We start from the raw sequence: 16,578 nt of genomic DNA, 5'->3' as shown, positions 1-16,578 counted from the left end.
TCAGATGGACTGGACCAATGTCCCACCGCCGGGCCTGCGTGCCTTGCTCGCATCGCTCGGCCTGAGCCTGGCGCTGGCTGCCCAGCCAGTGTCCGCCGCCCCGACCGAGCTGGCCGATATCCCGCTGGCCAACGCGTCGACCGCCCCGATCTTGCCCAACATTATGTTGGACCTCGACAATTCCGGCAGCATGGCGTGGAGCTATATGCCCGACTACGTGCGCTACACTTCGCTGGGCAACTTCGGCACCATGTGCCGCGGGCCTAACAAGAACAACACCCTGGTGGTGTGCGAGCCCGGCGACCCGCCATACTTTGCCAGCGCCTTTAACGGGCTGTACTACAACCCGGCGATCCGCTACATGTGGCCGACCAAGGCCGACGGCACACGCCTGGCCGACCACAAGGGGAATACCTCCTATGCGGCGTCGTGGACTGCCGTGCCGAGCGACGGCTATGGCGTGCAGTTGATCGACGATACCAGCGCCGAACAGCCGAACGCCACGCCTTGCAAGGGGGTGGTGTCCGGTGGTAACTGTCCGCGCCTGTCGAATACTGCCGTGACCAACCTGGTGACCGGCTACCCGGAGCGCATGTGGTGCAGTCACACCTATGATGTGCCGCCGAGCGCGAATTGCAAGCCGGCAGTGGAGAACGGCAGTTATTCGTATCCGGATAACACCTACAAGTACCTGTATGCGAAGGACGGCGCGCCGTTCTACTACAACGTGAGCGTTGAGTGGTGCAAGACAGCGGATAGCGCGCCCAACCAGAATTTCGGCAAGGCCGGCAGCTGCCAGGCCAAGAAGACGGACACCTTCAAGTATGTGCGCTACTCGAACTGGTCGCGCGTCGACATTACCCCGTCCACGAAATTCCCGGCCAAGGCCGCAGGGCGCACCGATTGCGCAGGAAACGTCTGCACGTATCAGGAAGAGATGGCGAACTTCGCGACCTGGTACGCCTGGTACCGCACGCGTACCCAGATGACCAAGAGTGCGATCGGCCAGGCATTCAAGGATGTGCGCGGCACCCCGGTTGCCACCGACCCCGACGATTCGGCCTACCTGCACGCACGCATTGGCTTGACCACCATTAACAATCCGATCGCACTGGATATCGCCAACTTCGACGCTGCACAGAAGGAGAAGTTCTATACCGATCTGTACAGCTTCGATCCGCTTGGCGGCACGCCATTGCGCAATTCGCTTGATTCGCTGGGCAAGATGTACAAGGGCACCAGCACGCGTTACAAGGACCCGGTGCAGTATTCCTGCCAGAAGAACTTTACTATCCTGGCGACGGACGGTTACTGGAACGACAGCTATAACGGCGTGGCCGACACCGACGGCGCTGCGGGGGTGACGCTGCCATCGCGCGACGCCCTGCAAACACCCAATACGCTGGCGGACGTGGCCTATTACTACTACCATAACGACCTGCGCACATCCTGCAGCTCGAGCGATGTCTGCACCAATAACGTTGCGCCATCGGGCGCAAATGCGGACGTGGACGACGTGGCGCAACACCAGCACATGACCACGTTCACCATCGGCCTCGGGGTCGACGGCACCCTGACTTACGATCCCAACTACAAGACCAGCAACAGCGGGGATTACTTCAATATCAAGCAGGGCGTGACCAAATGGCCAGCCCCGAGCGGCAACGCACCCGAAACCATTGACGATCTGTGGCACGCTGCCGTCAATGGCCGCGGCACCTATTTCAGCACCAAGGACCCGGCGGCGCTGGAAGGCGGCTTGCGCAAGGCGCTGCGCAGCATTGACAGCGTGACCGGCAACGGTGCGGCGGCGGCGACCAGCGCGCTGCAGCCAACTGCCGGCGACAATTTCATCTATGTGGCGACGTACCGCACCGTGAAGTGGGACGGCGACGTGAGCGGCTATTCCCTTGACCTGTCGACCGGTGCAGTGTCGAAGGATCCCTTCTGGCAAGCGGAGCCGCTGCTGCGCAACAAGATCGCCGCGACCGGCGATAGCGATACGCGCGTGATCTACACCGCCGACGGCACCACCCGTACCTTGTTTAGCACGGGCAAGGGCGGCCTGACGGCAGCCCAGCTGGCGCTGTTCGACACCAACAGGCTGAGCCAGGCCAGCACCTGGTCCAGCACGCAGAAGACCGCTGCCACCGCAGCCTCGCTGGTGAACTACCTGCGCGGGCAAGACCGCAATGAAGACCAGGAGCGCGTGCTGACGTACGGCGCTTACGAGCGCCTGTACCGCGACCGCGAGAAAGCGCTGGGCGATATCGTCCATGCGCAGCCGATCTATGTGAAAGCGCCGCCGTTCAATTTCGATGACGATGGCTATCAGGAATTCAAGGCTGCCAAGGCAGACCGCCTGCCGACGCTATACACCTCGGCCAACGATGGCATGCTGCATGCCTTCGACGGCGAATCCGGCCAGGAACGCTGGGCCTACGTGCCGCCGATGGTCTTGCCGAATATGTGGCGCCTGGCCGATGCCAATTATGGCAGCCAGCACCGCTACTACCTGGACGGCCCGCTGGCCATGAGCGATGCGAAGATCAACGGCAGCTGGAAAACGGTGCTGATAGGCGCCATGGGCAAGGGTGGCCGCGGCTACTTCGCGCTGGATGTGACTGACCCTACCGATCCGCGCCCGCTGTGGAACTACACGGCAGACGATAATCCGAAAATGGGTTACAGCTTCGGCACGGCCTTCATCACCAAGATGGCCGATGGCCGCTGGGTGGCCGTGCTGCCATCGGGCTACAACAACGTGCCGGAAGGTACCAAGTATGCCGGCGGCGACGGCGGCGGCTACGTATTCGTGCTCGACCTCGCCAGTGGCTCGCTGTTGAAAACCATTGCGACCGGCGTTGGCAGCAACGTAAACCCAAGCGGCCTGGGTCGCATCAACGTGCGCTCGCCTGACTTCACGACCAATAACACGGCAGTCGGCGCCTACGGCGGCGACCTGACTGGCGCCATGTGGCGCTTCGACCTGGAAAAGGGCACGGCCAGCAAGCTGGCCGATTTCCCGGGCAAGCCGATCATGGTTGCACCGGTTATCGGCCAGATCCAGGACAAGCTGGCGATCTTCTATGGTACCGGCCGCTACCTGGGGCAGAGCGACCTGGACGATGTTGACACCCAGACCATCTACGGCATCAAGGACGATGGCGTTACCACGGTAAATGCCGGCAGCCCGCTGGTGGCGCAAACGGTCACGACCAGCGGCACAGCGCGCAACATCAGCCGCGATGCGGTTGAATGGTCCAGCAAGATGGGCTGGTATGTGGACTTGCCGGATACCGGTGAGCGCATCACGCTCTCGCCGCAATTGTTCCTTGGCACGCTGATTTTCGCGTCCACGGTGCCATCGGTGTCGGCCTGCCAGCCAGGCGGCTACAGCTGGCTGTACCAGCTCGATTACAAGACCGGCGGCAACGTCCAGGTGAACGTGGCGGGCGGCTTGAAGTATGCCTCGCCGATTGTCGGTAACAGCGTGGTCAAGCTGCCGAACGGCACCCCGATGATCTATCCGGTTGGTGCGTCGAACGGCATGGGCGTGCCGCAGGTATTGCGTGTCGGTCCTGGCGATCCGAGCGACGCGAAGATCCGCGTCCTGTGGCGCGAGATTTCGGACTGACGGAACTGTAATGGAAGCCCGTCTGCGGCCCTGGCTGGCGCTGGCAATATCGGCGCTGGCGCATGTGGCCCTCGCCCTGTTCCTGGTCGGCCAGGCCAGCCGCGTCGCCGGCGAAGGCGGCAGTTCGGCTTCGCCTGGGCCAGCCATGATGGTGCGCCTGGTCGGTGCGGCACTGCCGGCGCCGGACAAGGCTCCGCTGCCCGTTGCGCAGCCACCGGCCGCGGTGCCGATGCTTCCCATGCAGCCGGTGCAGGCGCAGGCTGCGGCGGGCACGGACGGCGTCGCCGGGGCGGCCGAACGGCACTACTTCGGCGCCGACGCGATGACCCGCCAACCGGAAGTAGCCGAGGGGCTGGTGGCGGGCAGGTTGCTGGTGGTGCCGGGGATTACCCCCCAGTCCGTGGCCTTGCAGGTCTGGATCAGCGATGACGGCGCGGTCGAACGCGTCGCCCTCGATTCGCCGATGTCGGAGAAAGAAGAGCAACTGCTGCTGGCGGCTTTCGCCAGCGTCAGGTTCCAGCCGGGCCGGATCGGCCGCATCGCCGTACGTAGCCACCTGGCGCTGGAAGTCATGCTCGATTATGCCGTCCGGCTGTGAGGGGAGTGGTGGTAAAATAGCGGGTTTTCCGTCTGCGCCAACCCCTGGCTGCCATCATGTCTGACGATATCCAAATTCAAAGCTCGAGCAAGACCCCTGCGCTGATTGCACGCGAGGTTGCCCGCCGCCGTACTTTCGGCATTATTTCCCACCCCGACGCGGGTAAAACCACCTTGACCGAGAAGCTGCTGCTGTTCTCGGGCGCGATCCAGATGGCCGGTACCGTCAAGGCCCGCAAGAGCGGCCGCCATGCCACCTCCGACTGGATGGAAATCGAGAAGCAGCGCGGCATTTCCGTGGCGTCCTCGGTGATGCAGTTCGAGTTCCGCGACCACATCATCAACTTGCTCGACACGCCGGGCCACCAGGACTTTTCCGAAGATACCTATCGCGTGCTGACCGCGGTCGACTCGGGCCTGATGGTGATCGACGCGGCCAAGGGCGTGGAAGCGCAGACCATCAAGCTGCTTGACGTTTGCCGCATGCGCAATACGCCGATCGTCACCTTCATGAACAAGCTGGATCGCGAATGCCGCGATCCGCTCGAGTTGCTCGATGAAGTGGAATCGGTGCTGAAGATCCAGTGCGCGCCGGTGACCTGGCCGATCGGCATGGGCAAGAACTTCCGCGGTGTCTACCACCTGATCAACGACGAGATCCTGCTGTTCCGCGCCGGCGAAGAGAGCGTGCAAAGCTTCGAGGTGATCAAGGGTATCGACAATCCGCGCCTGCAGGAGATGTTCCCCCTGGAGATGGACCAGCTGCGCATGGAAGTGGAGCTGGTGCACGGCGCCTCGCACCCGTTCAGCCTGCAAGATTTCCTGGCTGGCAAGCAGACCCCGGTCTTCTTCGGCTCCGCGATCAACAACTTCGGCGTGCGCGAGATCCTGTCCGCGCTGGTCGACTGGGCGCCTGCGCCGGAATCGCGCGATGCGTCGGTGCGTACCGTGCAGCCGACCGAGGAGAAGTTTTCCGGCTTCGTGTTCAAGATCCAGGCCAATATGGACCCGGCGCACCGCGACCGTATCGCCTTCCTGCGCGTTTGCTCCGGCCGATTCGAGCGCGGCATGAAGGTCAAGCACCTGCGCCTGAACCGCGAGGTGAAGGTGTCGTCCGTGGTCACGTTCATGGCCTCGTCGCGCGAGCAGGTGGAAGAGGCTTACGCCGGCGACATCATCGGCTTGCCGAACCACGGCAATATGCAGATCGGGGATTCCTTCTCTGAAGGCGAGATGCTGCAGTTCACCGGCATTCCGTACTTTGCGCCGGACTTCTTCCGCCAGGTGCGCATCCGTAACCCGCTGAAGATCAAGCAGCTGCAGAAAGGCTTGCAGCAGCTGGGTGAAGAGGGCGCTGTGCAGGTGTTCAAGCCGGTGCAGGGCGGTGAGGTGGTACTGGGCGCGGTCGGCGTGCTGCAGTTCGAAGTGGTGGCTTCGCGCCTGATGAATGAGTACGGCGTGGATGCGGTGTTCGAGAGCACCTCGATTTCGACTGCGCGCTGGGTTTCCAGCGATGACAAGAAGGCGCTGGCCGATTTCGAAGCGGCGCTCGGTCATAACGTGGCGTATGACGCGGCGGGCAACCTGGCTTACCTGGCTACTTCCGGCGTCAACCTGCGCCTGACCCAGGAGCGCTGGCCGAAGCTGACCTTCCACGCGACGCGCGAGCACGCGACCAAGCTGGATTAAACCGGCAAACCAGGGTCAGACCCAAGGGTCTGACCCTATGGGTCGGACCCAGGTTTACCGGTTTTTCAGGCAGCCCACAGCCGCCGCTCCCGCAGCAAAGCCTCCAACTGCTCCGCCGGCATTGGCCGCGCAAAGTAATACCCCTGCATCACATCGCACCCGGCATCCGAGAGGAACGCCACCTGCTCCTCGGTTTCCACGCCTTCCGCCACCACGGTCATGTTCAGCGAATGCGCCATCGCAATGATCGCCTTCGCGATCGCCGCGCCATCACCAGGCACCGCATGGATAAAGCTGCGGTCGATCTTGAGCTGGTCGATCGGGAAGCGCTTCAAATAGGCCATCGAGGAATACCCGGTCCCGAAGTCGTCGATGGAAAGATGGATGCCTGCCGCCTGTATCTTGTGCAGCAAGGCGATATTGGCATTCACATTCTCCATCAGCACGCCCTCGGTAATCTCCAGTTCCAGCAGGCGGGGCGGCAAGCCCGTCTCCATCAGCAATCCCTGCACCTCGTACATCAGCTGCGCATCCTTGGTCTGGCACGCCGAAACATTCACCGCCACGTGCTCGATGTCCTCCATCAGTCCCGCCTTGCGCCAGGTTGCCGCCTGGCGGATCGCGGTCTGCAGCACCCAGCGGCCCAACGGCACGATCACGCCGCTTTCCTCCGCCACCGGAATGAACTCCGCCGGGCTCACCATGCCGCCCAATGCTTCGCAGTGCCAGCGTACCAGAACCTCCATGCCGCGCATGCGCCCGGTGCGCGTGTCTATCTGCGGCTGGTAGTGCAAGGACAGCTCATGATTCTGCAAAGCCTTGCGCAGGTTGGCCTCCAGCGCCAGGCGCTTGCTGGCCCGCTGCGCCATCTCCGCATGGAAGACTTCATAGGCATTCTTGCCCTTGTTCTTGGCGTGGTACATGGCAATGTCGGCGCAGCGCACCACGGCTGCCGCGTCGGGAGCATCCTGCGGATAGACGCTGACGCCAATACTCGCGCTGACGAAGAGCTGGTGGGTTTCGACCATGAACGGGTCGGCCAGTGCACGCAGGATCTTGCGCGCCACCTGGTCCGGCTCCGCGTCATCCTCTGCCGGCTCGACGATCACCACGAACTCATCGCCGCCGATACGGCAGATGACATCCGTGCTGCGCAGGGTTTGCCCCAGGCGCTCCGCCACCTGGCGCAACAGCATGTCGCCGATGTCGTGTCCCAGCGTATCGTTGACGATCTTGAAGTTGTCGAGATCGAGCAGCAGCATGCTGACGCTGGTCTCCTGGCGGTCCGCTCGCTTCAGCGCGTGTGCCAGCCGGTCGTTGAAGGCATTTCGGTTGGGCAGGCAAGTGACCGGATCGACGTGCGCCAGCAAGTGCAGGTTCTGCTCGGCCAGTGCCACCGCCGCGCGCATACGCCGCACCAGCAACCACGCCAGTGCAAACGAACCCAGGGTCGCGAACGCTGTAAAGGTGGCAAAAGCCAGCGAACGCCGGTAAAGCGGCAGCAGGGTGGCCCGGATGGAGACGCTGCCAATCAGCTTATGGTCGACGCTGATCGGTTCCTGCACCTCAATATAGTCCATGCCGTATTCGTGCAGCGACTGGCCGGTCTCGCTGATCGCAAGTTCGGGCACCGGTGCGTTATTACGGCGGAACTGGGCCAGCGGCGTGCTGCCGACGATGATATTCGCGCTTTGTACGTCGGGTGATGCCGACAGGCCGCTGAGGATCTCTTCCGCCGCACGGGCATCGCTGAAGAGGAGGGCGGCCGTGCTGTTGTTGCCAACGATGCGGGCCTGCACCTGCATATCGCGCAGGAGGGTACTGCGCAAGGCCATGAACTGGAATACCACCATCAGCATGCCGGCCAGGCACAGGGCGGCACCCGCCGCCAGCATGGTGGAACGCACTACCTTGCTGCCAATCGGCAGCAGCGCGGTTTTGGCGCGCGACTTCATTGCACACTCCTTGCCAGCCGCAATAGCTTGGAACTGAGGGTCAGGCGCGCCTGGCGCACAGGCACCAGGTCCACGTCGAAGCCCACGCGGCGATTGTCGATACCAAAAGAAATCATGGCGCCGTTGGCGCCAATGATCCTGTCATCCGCAACCGTCAGCACGCTGCTGGTCGCCAGGTCATTCTTGAGCAGGGACCACCGTTCGCGGTCCCGTGCATCCAGCACCAGAAGGTGGCAGGCCGCCAGCTGCGCGCCGCCCGGCGATGCAGGCAGCGTGCGCACTGAAACACGGTGCCCGTTGACCTGCTTTTCCTGCAGCCCGGTCAACGCGGCCAGCAAGGCGTTGCCCTGGAAGACGCACAGGCGCAACGGCGCGCTGGCGGGCAGGGTGTCCGCAGGCCATTCGGTAAACAGGGCGAAATTGTACAGGATGGCCGCCTTCAGTTCCGCCTCGTCTGCGCCCGCAGGAAGCTGGGCGCGCGCGTATTCGCTCGCGGTGACCAGCAGAAGCAGCAGGGCGAAGAGTTGGCGCATCATCAGTAGGCCGCCTTCAGCCTGAGATAGACGCGGCGGCCGTCTTGCTCGATGGAGTGCTGCAGCAGTCCCAGCGAAGACGGATCCGCATAGCGCCGGTCGAACAGGTTTTGTACGCCAAGCGAGGCGTCGAAGTGGCGGGTCAGCCCGATGGTGAAGAAGTTGATGTTGGCAAGCACGAAGCCTGCCGTCTCGCCGCCATCGAGCAGCCTGCGCGCGCCCATGTACTGGCCCTCGACACCGACATGCCAGACGCCGGCCAGCCGCCCAGTGGCATTGAACTTGGCCAGCCAGCGCGGTGAATTGACCTCGCTGATGCCGCCCGTGACGGTCTGGCGCGAAATACTGCTTCGCAGCCTCGCACCGTTCCTGAAGGAGCGTTCATATTCAAGTTCGATACCGCGCGCACGCGCCCGGCCCAGGTTGCGGAAGATCGGCAAGCCGAATTCCTCGTCCTCGACTTCGGTTACCAGGCCGGAAGCCTCATTGGCATAAGCGCTCAGCGTGAAGCGCGCGTTGGCGCCCAATTGCCGGACCAAGGAGAGTTCATGGCTGCGAATGCGCTCGCGGCCAAGATCGGGGTTTGCCAATTGACCGCCTTCGGTGTCGATACCGTAGAACAGTTCATAGCTGTTAGGCGTGCGGAATGCGCTGCCATAGATGGCTTTGACCGTTGTTTCCGGCGACAGTTCGGCAATCAGGGCCAGGCGCGGATTGAATACGCCGCCAGTGCTGGTTTCACGGTCGTAGCGCAGGCCGGCGTTGAGCAGGATGCCTTTGGCCAGCGTGATTTCATCCTGCATATAGATGCCGAAACGCTTGCTTTGTGAGCGGTCATTCAGGTAGCTGACGAAAGGCTCGGTGTCGAAGTTCTGCTGCAGCACATCGTGGTTGTACTGGTAATCCGCACCGACGACCAGCTTGTGGGATTCGAGCAGCTGCAGGAAAAGGTTGACGTCCGCTCCCCACCACTTGGCGCGGGTCCGGTCCATGTTGATGGTGCCGAAGGGTTCTTGGTTGACGAAGTGCCCGTCATAAAGATACTCGGAATGGTAAAGGCGGGCCGAAAGCTCACCGTGCATCGGCAGCATCGTAGTGCGATAGCCGACTTCCGCCATCCGCAATTCGTCGACCGTCAGTCCGCCCGCGACGTCGAATGGCTGGCCGTAAGAAGCCGTAGGCATGCCCTTGGTCCGCTTGCCGTCGATCAGGGTCAGGGACCATGCACCAACCTGGCCGCGCGCAAAGAAGCGCGAGTAACGTTCCCAATCCAGCCCGTGCGCGGTACCGCCGAATTCGGGGAAGTAGAGGTCACGGCCATCACTGAGGCCACGGTTTGCTGCCAGCAGCAATTCGGCATCGCCGTTGCGCCAGCCGTAGCTTGCGCTGCCGGAGCGAGTGCCGGCCTGGCCAGCTTCCAGCGTGGCGCGCGTCCCCTCGATGTCGGGCGCGCGGCGGGTGATCACATTGATCACGCCGAAGAATGCGTTGGTGCCGTAGATCGACGATCCCGGCCCCGGCACAAATTCGATGCGATCGACCAGTTCAAGATCAAGCGGGAATTCAGCGCCAAGCTGCGCCTGGTCGAAAACCGGATCGTTGATGCGCGTGCCATCAATTTGCAGAAGGAAGCGCGTATTCAGGTCGCCCGGCCGCAAGAAGCCACGCGCCCCGAGATAGCTGTAGCTGCGGTCGTTGCTGGTGTACAGCCCGCGAATACTGCGCAACGCATCGGCGAGCGTGCGCCAGCCGTAGGCACGGATGTCGGCCGAAGTAAGGACGGTTACATTCGAAGGAGCTTGCGTCGCTTTTTGGTTAAAGCGGGAGGCGCTAAAGACCTCCATCGACATCAATTGCTCAAGCGGCAAGGTGGTCAAGTCGGCATCTTGCGCGCATGCGTTTGCCGCCGCGAGCAGCAAGACTGCCAGCGGCCTGGTGCGCAGGCCTTGCAGTGCTGTGATTCTCATCCCGATGGTTTGTTTTCTAGGTGTGTTCACATGGTGGCATTGCCCTGCGGGAATGTACAGTGCAACGGGCACCATCAGCACTGATAAACAACATCCGTTAATTGCCGAGCAACGTTCGCCAGGCACTGGGCGCCTGGCCCGTCACCTGCTTGAACGCGCGGCGGAAAACGGCCTCGTCGCTGAAACCGGTTTCAATCGCAACGCGTCGCAAACCAGCGCTTGGTTTTGCCAACAGGCGCTTGGCCTGCTCGATTCGGCATCGAAGAATGTACTGCACCGGCGTGACGCCGAGCGCCGCGCCGAAACGCCGCGCCAGGTTGCGCTGGCTCATGGCGATATGGCGCGCCACGTCGTCGGGTGTGATGCCAGCGCAGCTATGTTGTTCAATATACCGTTGCGCGGCCTGGATGCGGACATCGCCGTGTTCATGGTGCCCGCTAGCCAGGCCGACATCTGCCAACTGGCGCGCCGAGTTGGCATAGCGGGCAAACTTCAGCGCAGCTTTCTCGCCATGGAAACGCTTTACCAAGTGGGCGCAAGCGTCGATGGTTGGCGTGATGCTGGCCGCTGTAATCAGTCTGCCGTCGACCACGAGCGGCGATTGCGGCGTCAGGCGCACCGCCGGCCGCGAGGCAGCGATCAGGCGCCGGTCCGCCAGGTTGCACGTGGCATCACGCCCATCGAGCAAGCCAGTTGCCGCCAGCAATCGCACGCCACTGGCCGAAGCGAGGACGCAGCCGCCTGCTTCGTAGTGCCTGACGATCCAGCGCAGTAGGGAAGGGCTGGTTGGCACGTCGCCGTAGAAGGAGGGCAGCACCAGAACGCCGGCTATTTTGGCATTGCGCAAGCTGCGCTCCGGTAGCAGTGGCGGCCCCGTGAAGGAACGGACTGGCTGCAAGGTAGGACCGACGAGAGCCACATCGAACATCGCGGCGGCATGCAAATCGACCTGACGCGCGTTCAACGTCCCTGCGACCGCGAGCAACTCGCGAATTAGCATGACGCCGCCAGCCCAGCAGTTGTGGTCGATGTAGATGCTTGTCGGTGTGGCGGAAAAAGTGCGTTGCATGACGAATAATGTACCATGATCTGCTGCGTGCAGCGCTAGGATGGCCACATGAACATCCTCTCCTACATCGATAAGCAAGAGCTTCGGGCCTTCACTACTGCCGACAACTGGCGAGCTTCCTACGTCATGCTTGTCAACGTGGCGCTGGTCGCAGCCGGATTCGCGCTACCCGCCGCTTGGCATCACCCGATCGCCTGGATAATCGCTAGTGTGCTGCTCGCCGGCCGAGCGCTCGGCTTCGCGATTCTTACGCACGATGCCGCGCATCTGAATTTCTTCACTTCTCGCAAAGTGAACCAATGGATGGGAAAGTGGGTTTTCGGCGCCCTGCCAAACGTGCCTTATGCGGCATATCGTCGCGGGCATTTGGAACACCATCGTGCTGCAGGCACGGGCGCTGATCCGGACCTTGCTTTTGTCGCCGGTTACCCCGCTACGCGCGCCAGCCTGCTCCGAAAACTATTGCGCGACATCTCCGGCGTGAACGGCGTGAAGGGGATCGTCTACCAATTCCAGCCGAGCGATCGCGGTGCGCTGTATCCGGTATTCGTTATGCATGGGCTGATCATCGCCGTGCTGTGGGCATTGGGTGTGCCAGAGGTTTACGCATGCTGGTGGCTTGGCCAGCTCTTCGTCTTTCCGCTGTTGCTGCGCTTGCGCGTGATGGGCGAGCATGGCGGCGTGCCCGATCATATGGACCGAGACCCGCGCCGCAACACAGCGACCACGTTGGCCGGTCCGCTCGCGCGTTTGCTGGTCGCCCCCAACTTCGTCAATTACCACGTTGAACACCACATGGCTGCAACTGTGCCTGGCTATAAACTGCCAGCGTTGCACAAACTGTTACGTGAGCGCGGCTACTTTGAAGACAATGACTGCTTGGCCCCATCCTATTGGGCTGTAATTCGACGCTGTGCAGCCAAAAACGCAAGCGATGCGGCGCCCCGGACTGGCAGTGTTCGTGGTGCTTTGGACAATATGCGCTGACCCTTTGCCTTCCGAATTGTTGTCGATGGCCGATCCATGCACGCTGGCTTAGATGTTGGATTGGTTACCTGGAAGGACACCATCGGCAAGATCGCTGATAGTTGGCAAAAAAGTGACAGGTGGAATCATGGCGAGTTATCCCCAATTTGTTTCTACACAGTTGTTGTTGCGGTAGGTGGATCATCTTGCCGGCGATGCTGGCGAGTGATCTCCTCAATGGGGCCATCGTGGTCGGGAAAAATGCGCAGATGCGGCGGGACTTTCTAGATCATAGTCCCGCTGAAATGTTTGCGCTCGGGCAGTCTCAGTGCCCGGGGTCGTTGCCTTCTTCCGGCTCTAACATCACCATGGCGATTGGCGCATCCGACATGTCATGTCCTGGATCGTTTTCTACCTCAGGATCGACATCAAATTCAAGGGCGTCTGAATCCTTGAAGCGGATTGTGAGATTTAATACTTCCTTAAATGAGTTAGCGTCAGTCATTACCATCACTTTTCCGCTTTGGCTGATGGTAGGCGCGCTGATCTGTTCAGGCTTTTTGCCTTTTACCTTCACTGATTTGAATTGCACTCCAGCAGGCGTTGGTGCTACCAACTCGTAGCTAAGGATAGTGTCAGGTTTAGTCACCTTGATCGATTCTGGTGTAAAGGTGGTGTCGTACTTCACCTTCTTTGTAGCTGGATCAATGGATGGAATTGCAGTTACTTGAACTTGAATTACTGGTGAAGTTTCAGGCGCGTTTTGAAGTTTTGACATGGGAGTCCTCTTTTCTATCATTATTGTGACGAAATCATACGAAGGTAGCGCTCGTCACGATACGCTATTTGGCTTAATTTTCCTTTTTCCTCTGCGAGTTTGGCGCTATTTCCGAGGCAACGATTTGCCAGTGCAGTTGGAATAATGAAATGGAAATCGCGGAGGTCGCCGTTCGACGTCTTTAGAACATTCAGGGCTCGAGCACAATCCTCCTGCGAGTCTGGAGAGTTCCAGCCCCGAGCCCGTGCACGTCCGAGCAACGCGAGGGTATAGTTTTCAAGCAGCAAAGGATCGGACTTGTTCTTGTCGAGCAAACCTCCTAATTCAAGGGCCGCTGCGTCAAAGCGCTCTTTCGCTGCATGTGGTTGTTTAGCAGCCAAAAATACCTCGCCCTTCATATTGTCGATGCGACCCTTAAGCGCGCCTGCGACCGACAACTGTGGTGCAGCAGTACGGGTGCTGGCGATACCCTTAAGCAGGATGTCGAGTCTAGTTATTGTTGAAGCCAAATCTTTCGATGCCGACTCTTCACGAATTATGCGGAATTGGTTTTCCGCTAACGTGTAGAACCAATCTTGGTTACTCGAGTCTTGTTCAACGAGTCGAGTAAGAATGACATTTGCTTGACGGTACTTGTCTGTGCCAATAGCTGATTGCCCCATAGCAATATTTAGTTCGCCCTGATAGCGCAGTGTATTGCTCAACCTAAATTGCCACGTGGCGTTATTAGGGGTTTGGAGGAGGAGCTCCTGAAGCAATTGTTCTGATTGTTTGTACAAGTCATAAGCTTCCGAAAGGTGGCCAAGGCGAACCTTCACCGCAGCAAGCCCAACGATACTGTTGGCGAGGCCTGCCGAAAGCTCCGCGGTTCTGTGGTTGACTAGCGCCTTCTCTTTAAGTCGGACCGACGTGGTGAAAAATAAGGAGGCACGCTCGAGATTGCCTTGTCGCAGCGCGACAGTACCTAGGTTGCTATGGCTATAGGCTAGTTCAGTGATAGCATCCAAGTCTTCCGGCGCGATTGCCTGCCATTTTTCGCTGGCAGCTTTGTATTCATGGAAATAACGTTCTGCAGCCTCAAATTCCCGCTGCCTGAGGTGCACCAAGCCGAGCCAGTAGGCATTGGCACCGATATTCTTAAGGTGCAATTTGTCGTCGCTCCCAGCCATTCCCCGCGAATGCAAGAGCTCCCGTGCTGTCAGCAAAGCTTCTTTCGCTTTTGCCGGATTGGCCCGAGCTAGATTAACTTCAGCGATAACTTGCAAGGCCTTGACTCTTTGAACTACAGATTCAGATGTTGCCGCTGAATGTTTGGTTGTGGTCAAATACTGAAGTGCCCGACCGCTAACGTCATCTAAGAGTTCAAGTCGCCCTAGCGGCCGAACTTTTTCGACAAATTCACCCAGCATGTAGCCCATTAGCCCTTCGGCTTCAATTCGATGCTCTTCCGACTCGCGTTGTGAATTTCGAGCACTAACACCCAGGACTGCGGAGAGGATAGCCAGTAATGCAATGACAGTAAGCACTGTGACGTTGATGCGCTCGCGGATCTTCGCGCGCGAGATCGATTGCCGGATAAATTCAAGCTCAAGTGGTGCGAGGGCGAAGTCCGGCAAGCGCAGCAATTCTGCCGCCTGGTGTGTTTGAATCCCTTGTGGAATTAGCAGATCGGTCCGGTGGCCCCCTTGCAGCCAGCGCTCCGCCTGGCCGCGCAAGCGAGTGCGCAACTGCAATGCCTGGCGATGTCCATCGATCCACATAGATACACGTGGCCAGCGCCGCAGAAGCGCTTCATGGGCAACGCCAAAGCTCGGAACTTGGCCAGCCAATTCGCTGACAAAAAGTCGGGCCTCAACCATAACCCGTACCAATTCGCGCTCATCCTCAGTCCGAAGCATGGAAAGTGGGCTACGGCGTGAGGTGACAGTAGTTTGATCTTCGCCGATACTTACCAACAACGATAAAACGCGTGGCAGTGCATCGAGTTGCGCTTCTGAAAGGCGGCCAACAACTTGCTCCGCACGTACGCCAACGGCCCCATCGATCCCTCCTAATTCTTGGTAGACTGCAAACCTTAGTTGTGCTTCTTCGCTTCTTTGACGATATAGCTCATTCAAACAGTATTGGAGCAAAGGGAGCGTATCGGGGTTGCCGCGCGCGGCATCACAAAGCACGTCATCAAGGCTCGCCCCTGTCGACAGGTCTTTTTCAAAGGTCAGATTCGCCGCCAGGGCGGGTTGGCGGACGATCTGCGCGATGTCGGCACCTTCAGGCGGCAAAACGTCAAAGTGGCCTCCGCGCGATTTCAACGCAAGCAGTACTGGCTGGGCCATCACTTCCGGATAGAAGTCATTGCGGCAAGCCATTAGCAACAGCAGACAATTTGATTTCGCTAACGATTCAATCACTTCCATAAAGCGGTCAGCTTCGCCTGGTTGCGCACGGAAAATGGCCTCGAGGCGGTCGACAAACACGCCAACGGCCGTGCGCTGACAGGCGCGTTCGCGCAGTTCTGCTGCGACGGCCTCAGGCTCGGAAGCCAAGCGACTGCCGAGGCCGTCAGCGCTGGCACCGGGGAATAGTGGCTCACCGTTGATCTCGGCATCGATCAGGACGCAGGCCAAGGCCTGGAACAAGGTGCCGCTGCCGAGGTCGGCGCAGTCGAGGTAGACCGTGCTGGATAGGCCGATCGGTTCATCTGATCGAATGGCGCCTGCCATTAATTGTGGCAGCAGGCCAGCACGGACCAGGGAAGTCTTGCCGGACCCGGAAGGGCCGAGCACCAACCCCATTGGGCAGCCATGGGCAGCTTGGGTCAAGACCAGTTCGCGCAGCTGGGCAGTCGCTTGCACGCGACCGAAGAAGATGGCGGCGTGATTTTCCTGGAATGCTTCCAGACCCCTGAACGGCGATCCACCCTCCCACGTGGTCGCGGGTGGCGCGGCCAGGGGCAAGACCGGGGCAATTGCGCGATAGCCGCGCTTGCGGATGGTCTCGATATACCGCGGTTCGCTGCTCGAATCACCGAAGGCGCGGCGCAGCTGGGTGATGGCTTTGTGGACCGGATTGTCGCCCAACTCGTTGCTTCCCCAACAAGCCTGCAGGATCTCTTCCGCTGGAATTACCGCCCCGGGGTGGCGGCAAAGATAGCGCAGAACCGCCATTACGCGCGGCTCGAGCGGCGTCTTCGCGTCCCCGTTGGTGACGATATTGGCTTCTGGACTGACCAACCAGTCGCCGAATTGAAACTCCATGGCCTGTTCAACCTTCTTTTTATCTGTCTCTTATAAATCAATGACTTAGAAACCTTCCGGAGCATTTCTTCCGGTCCGGAAGGTTTTCTTCCGGCCTCCGGAAGGTTGCCGGAAGGCGAGGGAAGACTTTTTT

At 60.3% G+C, this 16,578-nt stretch carries 10 protein-coding genes; 4 read left to right on the top strand and 6 right to left on the bottom strand.

The annotated features are described in order from the left end of the window. Nucleotides 1-4 precede the first annotated feature (4 nt). From ACN9M3_RS18550 to ACN9M3_RS18540, 3 genes are read left to right on the top strand one after another with little or no spacing between them, the layout of a single operon-like run. Nucleotides 5-3,637: a pilus assembly protein gene (locus ACN9M3_RS18550; RefSeq protein WP_426318258.1), complete on the top strand. Its 3,633-nt coding sequence runs from the start codon at nt 5-7 to the stop codon at nt 3,635-3,637. A gap of 10 nt (nt 3,638-3,647) precedes the next feature. Then, nucleotides 3,648-4,235, top strand: a complete 588-nt coding sequence (locus ACN9M3_RS18545) for a hypothetical protein (protein ID WP_426318257.1) — start codon at nt 3,648-3,650, stop codon at nt 4,233-4,235. Nucleotides 4,236-4,291: 56 nt separating this feature from the next. Continuing rightward, nucleotides 4,292-5,923 carry a peptide chain release factor 3 gene (locus ACN9M3_RS18540; protein WP_426318256.1) on the top strand — a complete coding sequence of 544 codons (1,632 nt, stop codon included), beginning with the start codon at nt 4,292-4,294 and terminating at the stop codon, nt 5,921-5,923. A 65-nt stretch (nt 5,924-5,988) separates the two neighbouring features. Here ACN9M3_RS18540 and ACN9M3_RS18535 read toward each other — a convergent pair whose 3' ends face one another. From ACN9M3_RS18535 to ACN9M3_RS18520, 4 genes are all read right to left on the bottom strand, one after another. After that, nucleotides 5,989-7,878, bottom strand: a complete 1,890-nt coding sequence (locus ACN9M3_RS18535) for a putative bifunctional diguanylate cyclase/phosphodiesterase (RefSeq protein WP_426161971.1) — start codon at nt 7,876-7,878, stop codon at nt 5,989-5,991. Further along, nucleotides 7,875-8,414: a YfiR family protein gene (locus ACN9M3_RS18530; RefSeq protein WP_426318255.1), complete on the bottom strand. Its 540-nt coding sequence runs from the start codon at nt 8,412-8,414 to the stop codon at nt 7,875-7,877. The genes ACN9M3_RS18535 and ACN9M3_RS18530 overlap by 4 nt, the downstream gene beginning before the upstream one ends. Beyond that, nucleotides 8,414-10,378 (bottom strand): TonB-dependent receptor plug domain-containing protein, encoded by a 1,965-nt coding sequence (locus ACN9M3_RS18525; protein ID WP_426318254.1) that lies wholly within the window; start codon nt 10,376-10,378, stop codon nt 8,414-8,416. The genes ACN9M3_RS18530 and ACN9M3_RS18525 overlap by 1 nt, the downstream gene beginning before the upstream one ends. A gap of 97 nt (nt 10,379-10,475) precedes the next feature. Further along, nucleotides 10,476-11,447: a GlxA family transcriptional regulator gene (locus ACN9M3_RS18520; protein ID WP_426318253.1), complete on the bottom strand. Its 972-nt coding sequence runs from the start codon at nt 11,445-11,447 to the stop codon at nt 10,476-10,478. Between the two features lie 48 nt (nt 11,448-11,495). Between ACN9M3_RS18520 and ACN9M3_RS18515 the strand changes: the two genes are divergently transcribed. After that, the gene (locus ACN9M3_RS18515) at nt 11,496-12,434 is read left to right on the top strand and encodes a fatty acid desaturase family protein (RefSeq protein WP_426318252.1); all 939 of its coding nucleotides are present in this window, start codon (nt 11,496-11,498) and stop codon (nt 12,432-12,434) included. A 304-nt stretch (nt 12,435-12,738) separates the two neighbouring features. Here the strand turns inward: ACN9M3_RS18515 and ACN9M3_RS18510 are convergent, their stop codons facing one another. Both ACN9M3_RS18510 and ACN9M3_RS18505 read right to left on the bottom strand, forming a co-directional pair. After that, complete coding sequence (locus tag ACN9M3_RS18510) at nt 12,739-13,191, bottom strand: hypothetical protein (protein WP_426318251.1); 453 nt, start codon at nt 13,189-13,191, stop codon at nt 12,739-12,741. 20 nt (nt 13,192-13,211) lie between these two features. Continuing rightward, complete coding sequence (locus ACN9M3_RS18505) at nt 13,212-16,445, bottom strand: winged helix-turn-helix domain-containing protein (RefSeq protein WP_426318250.1); 3,234 nt, start codon at nt 16,443-16,445, stop codon at nt 13,212-13,214. Nucleotides 16,446-16,578 lie beyond the last annotated feature (133 nt).

It is taken from the genome of Pseudoduganella sp. R-43, from assembly GCF_049913255.1.
GTDB lineage: Bacteria > Pseudomonadota > Gammaproteobacteria > Burkholderiales > Burkholderiaceae_D > Rugamonas.
The sequence above is the reverse complement of the archived record's forward strand: the minus strand, read 5'-3'. Positions and strand labels throughout refer to the sequence as shown.

Bases quoted from the DNA above. Each gene is read 5' to 3' on its own strand.
- ACN9M3_RS18505 (WP_426318250.1), bottom strand. From the start codon at position 16,445: ATGGAGTTTCAATTCGGCGACTGGTTGGTCAGTCCAGAAGCCAATATC.
- ACN9M3_RS18540 (WP_426318256.1), top strand. From the start codon at position 4,292: ATGTCTGACGATATCCAAATTCAAAGCTCGAGCAAGACCCCTGCGCTG.
- ACN9M3_RS18515 (WP_426318252.1), top strand. From the start codon at position 11,496: ATGAACATCCTCTCCTACATCGATAAGCAAGAGCTTCGGGCCTTCACT.
- ACN9M3_RS18520 (WP_426318253.1), bottom strand. From the start codon at position 11,447: ATGCAACGCACTTTTTCCGCCACACCGACAAGCATCTACATCGACCAC.
- ACN9M3_RS18510 (WP_426318251.1), bottom strand. From the start codon at position 13,191: ATGTCAAAACTTCAAAACGCGCCTGAAACTTCACCAGTAATTCAAGTT.
- ACN9M3_RS18525 (WP_426318254.1), bottom strand. From the start codon at position 10,378: ATGAGAATCACAGCACTGCAAGGCCTGCGCACCAGGCCGCTGGCAGTC.
- ACN9M3_RS18550 (WP_426318258.1), top strand. From the start codon at position 5: ATGGACTGGACCAATGTCCCACCGCCGGGCCTGCGTGCCTTGCTCGCA.
- ACN9M3_RS18535 (WP_426161971.1), bottom strand. From the start codon at position 7,878: ATGAAGTCGCGCGCCAAAACCGCGCTGCTGCCGATTGGCAGCAAGGTA.
- ACN9M3_RS18530 (WP_426318255.1), bottom strand. From the start codon at position 8,414: ATGATGCGCCAACTCTTCGCCCTGCTGCTTCTGCTGGTCACCGCGAGC.
- ACN9M3_RS18545 (WP_426318257.1), top strand. From the start codon at position 3,648: ATGGAAGCCCGTCTGCGGCCCTGGCTGGCGCTGGCAATATCGGCGCTG.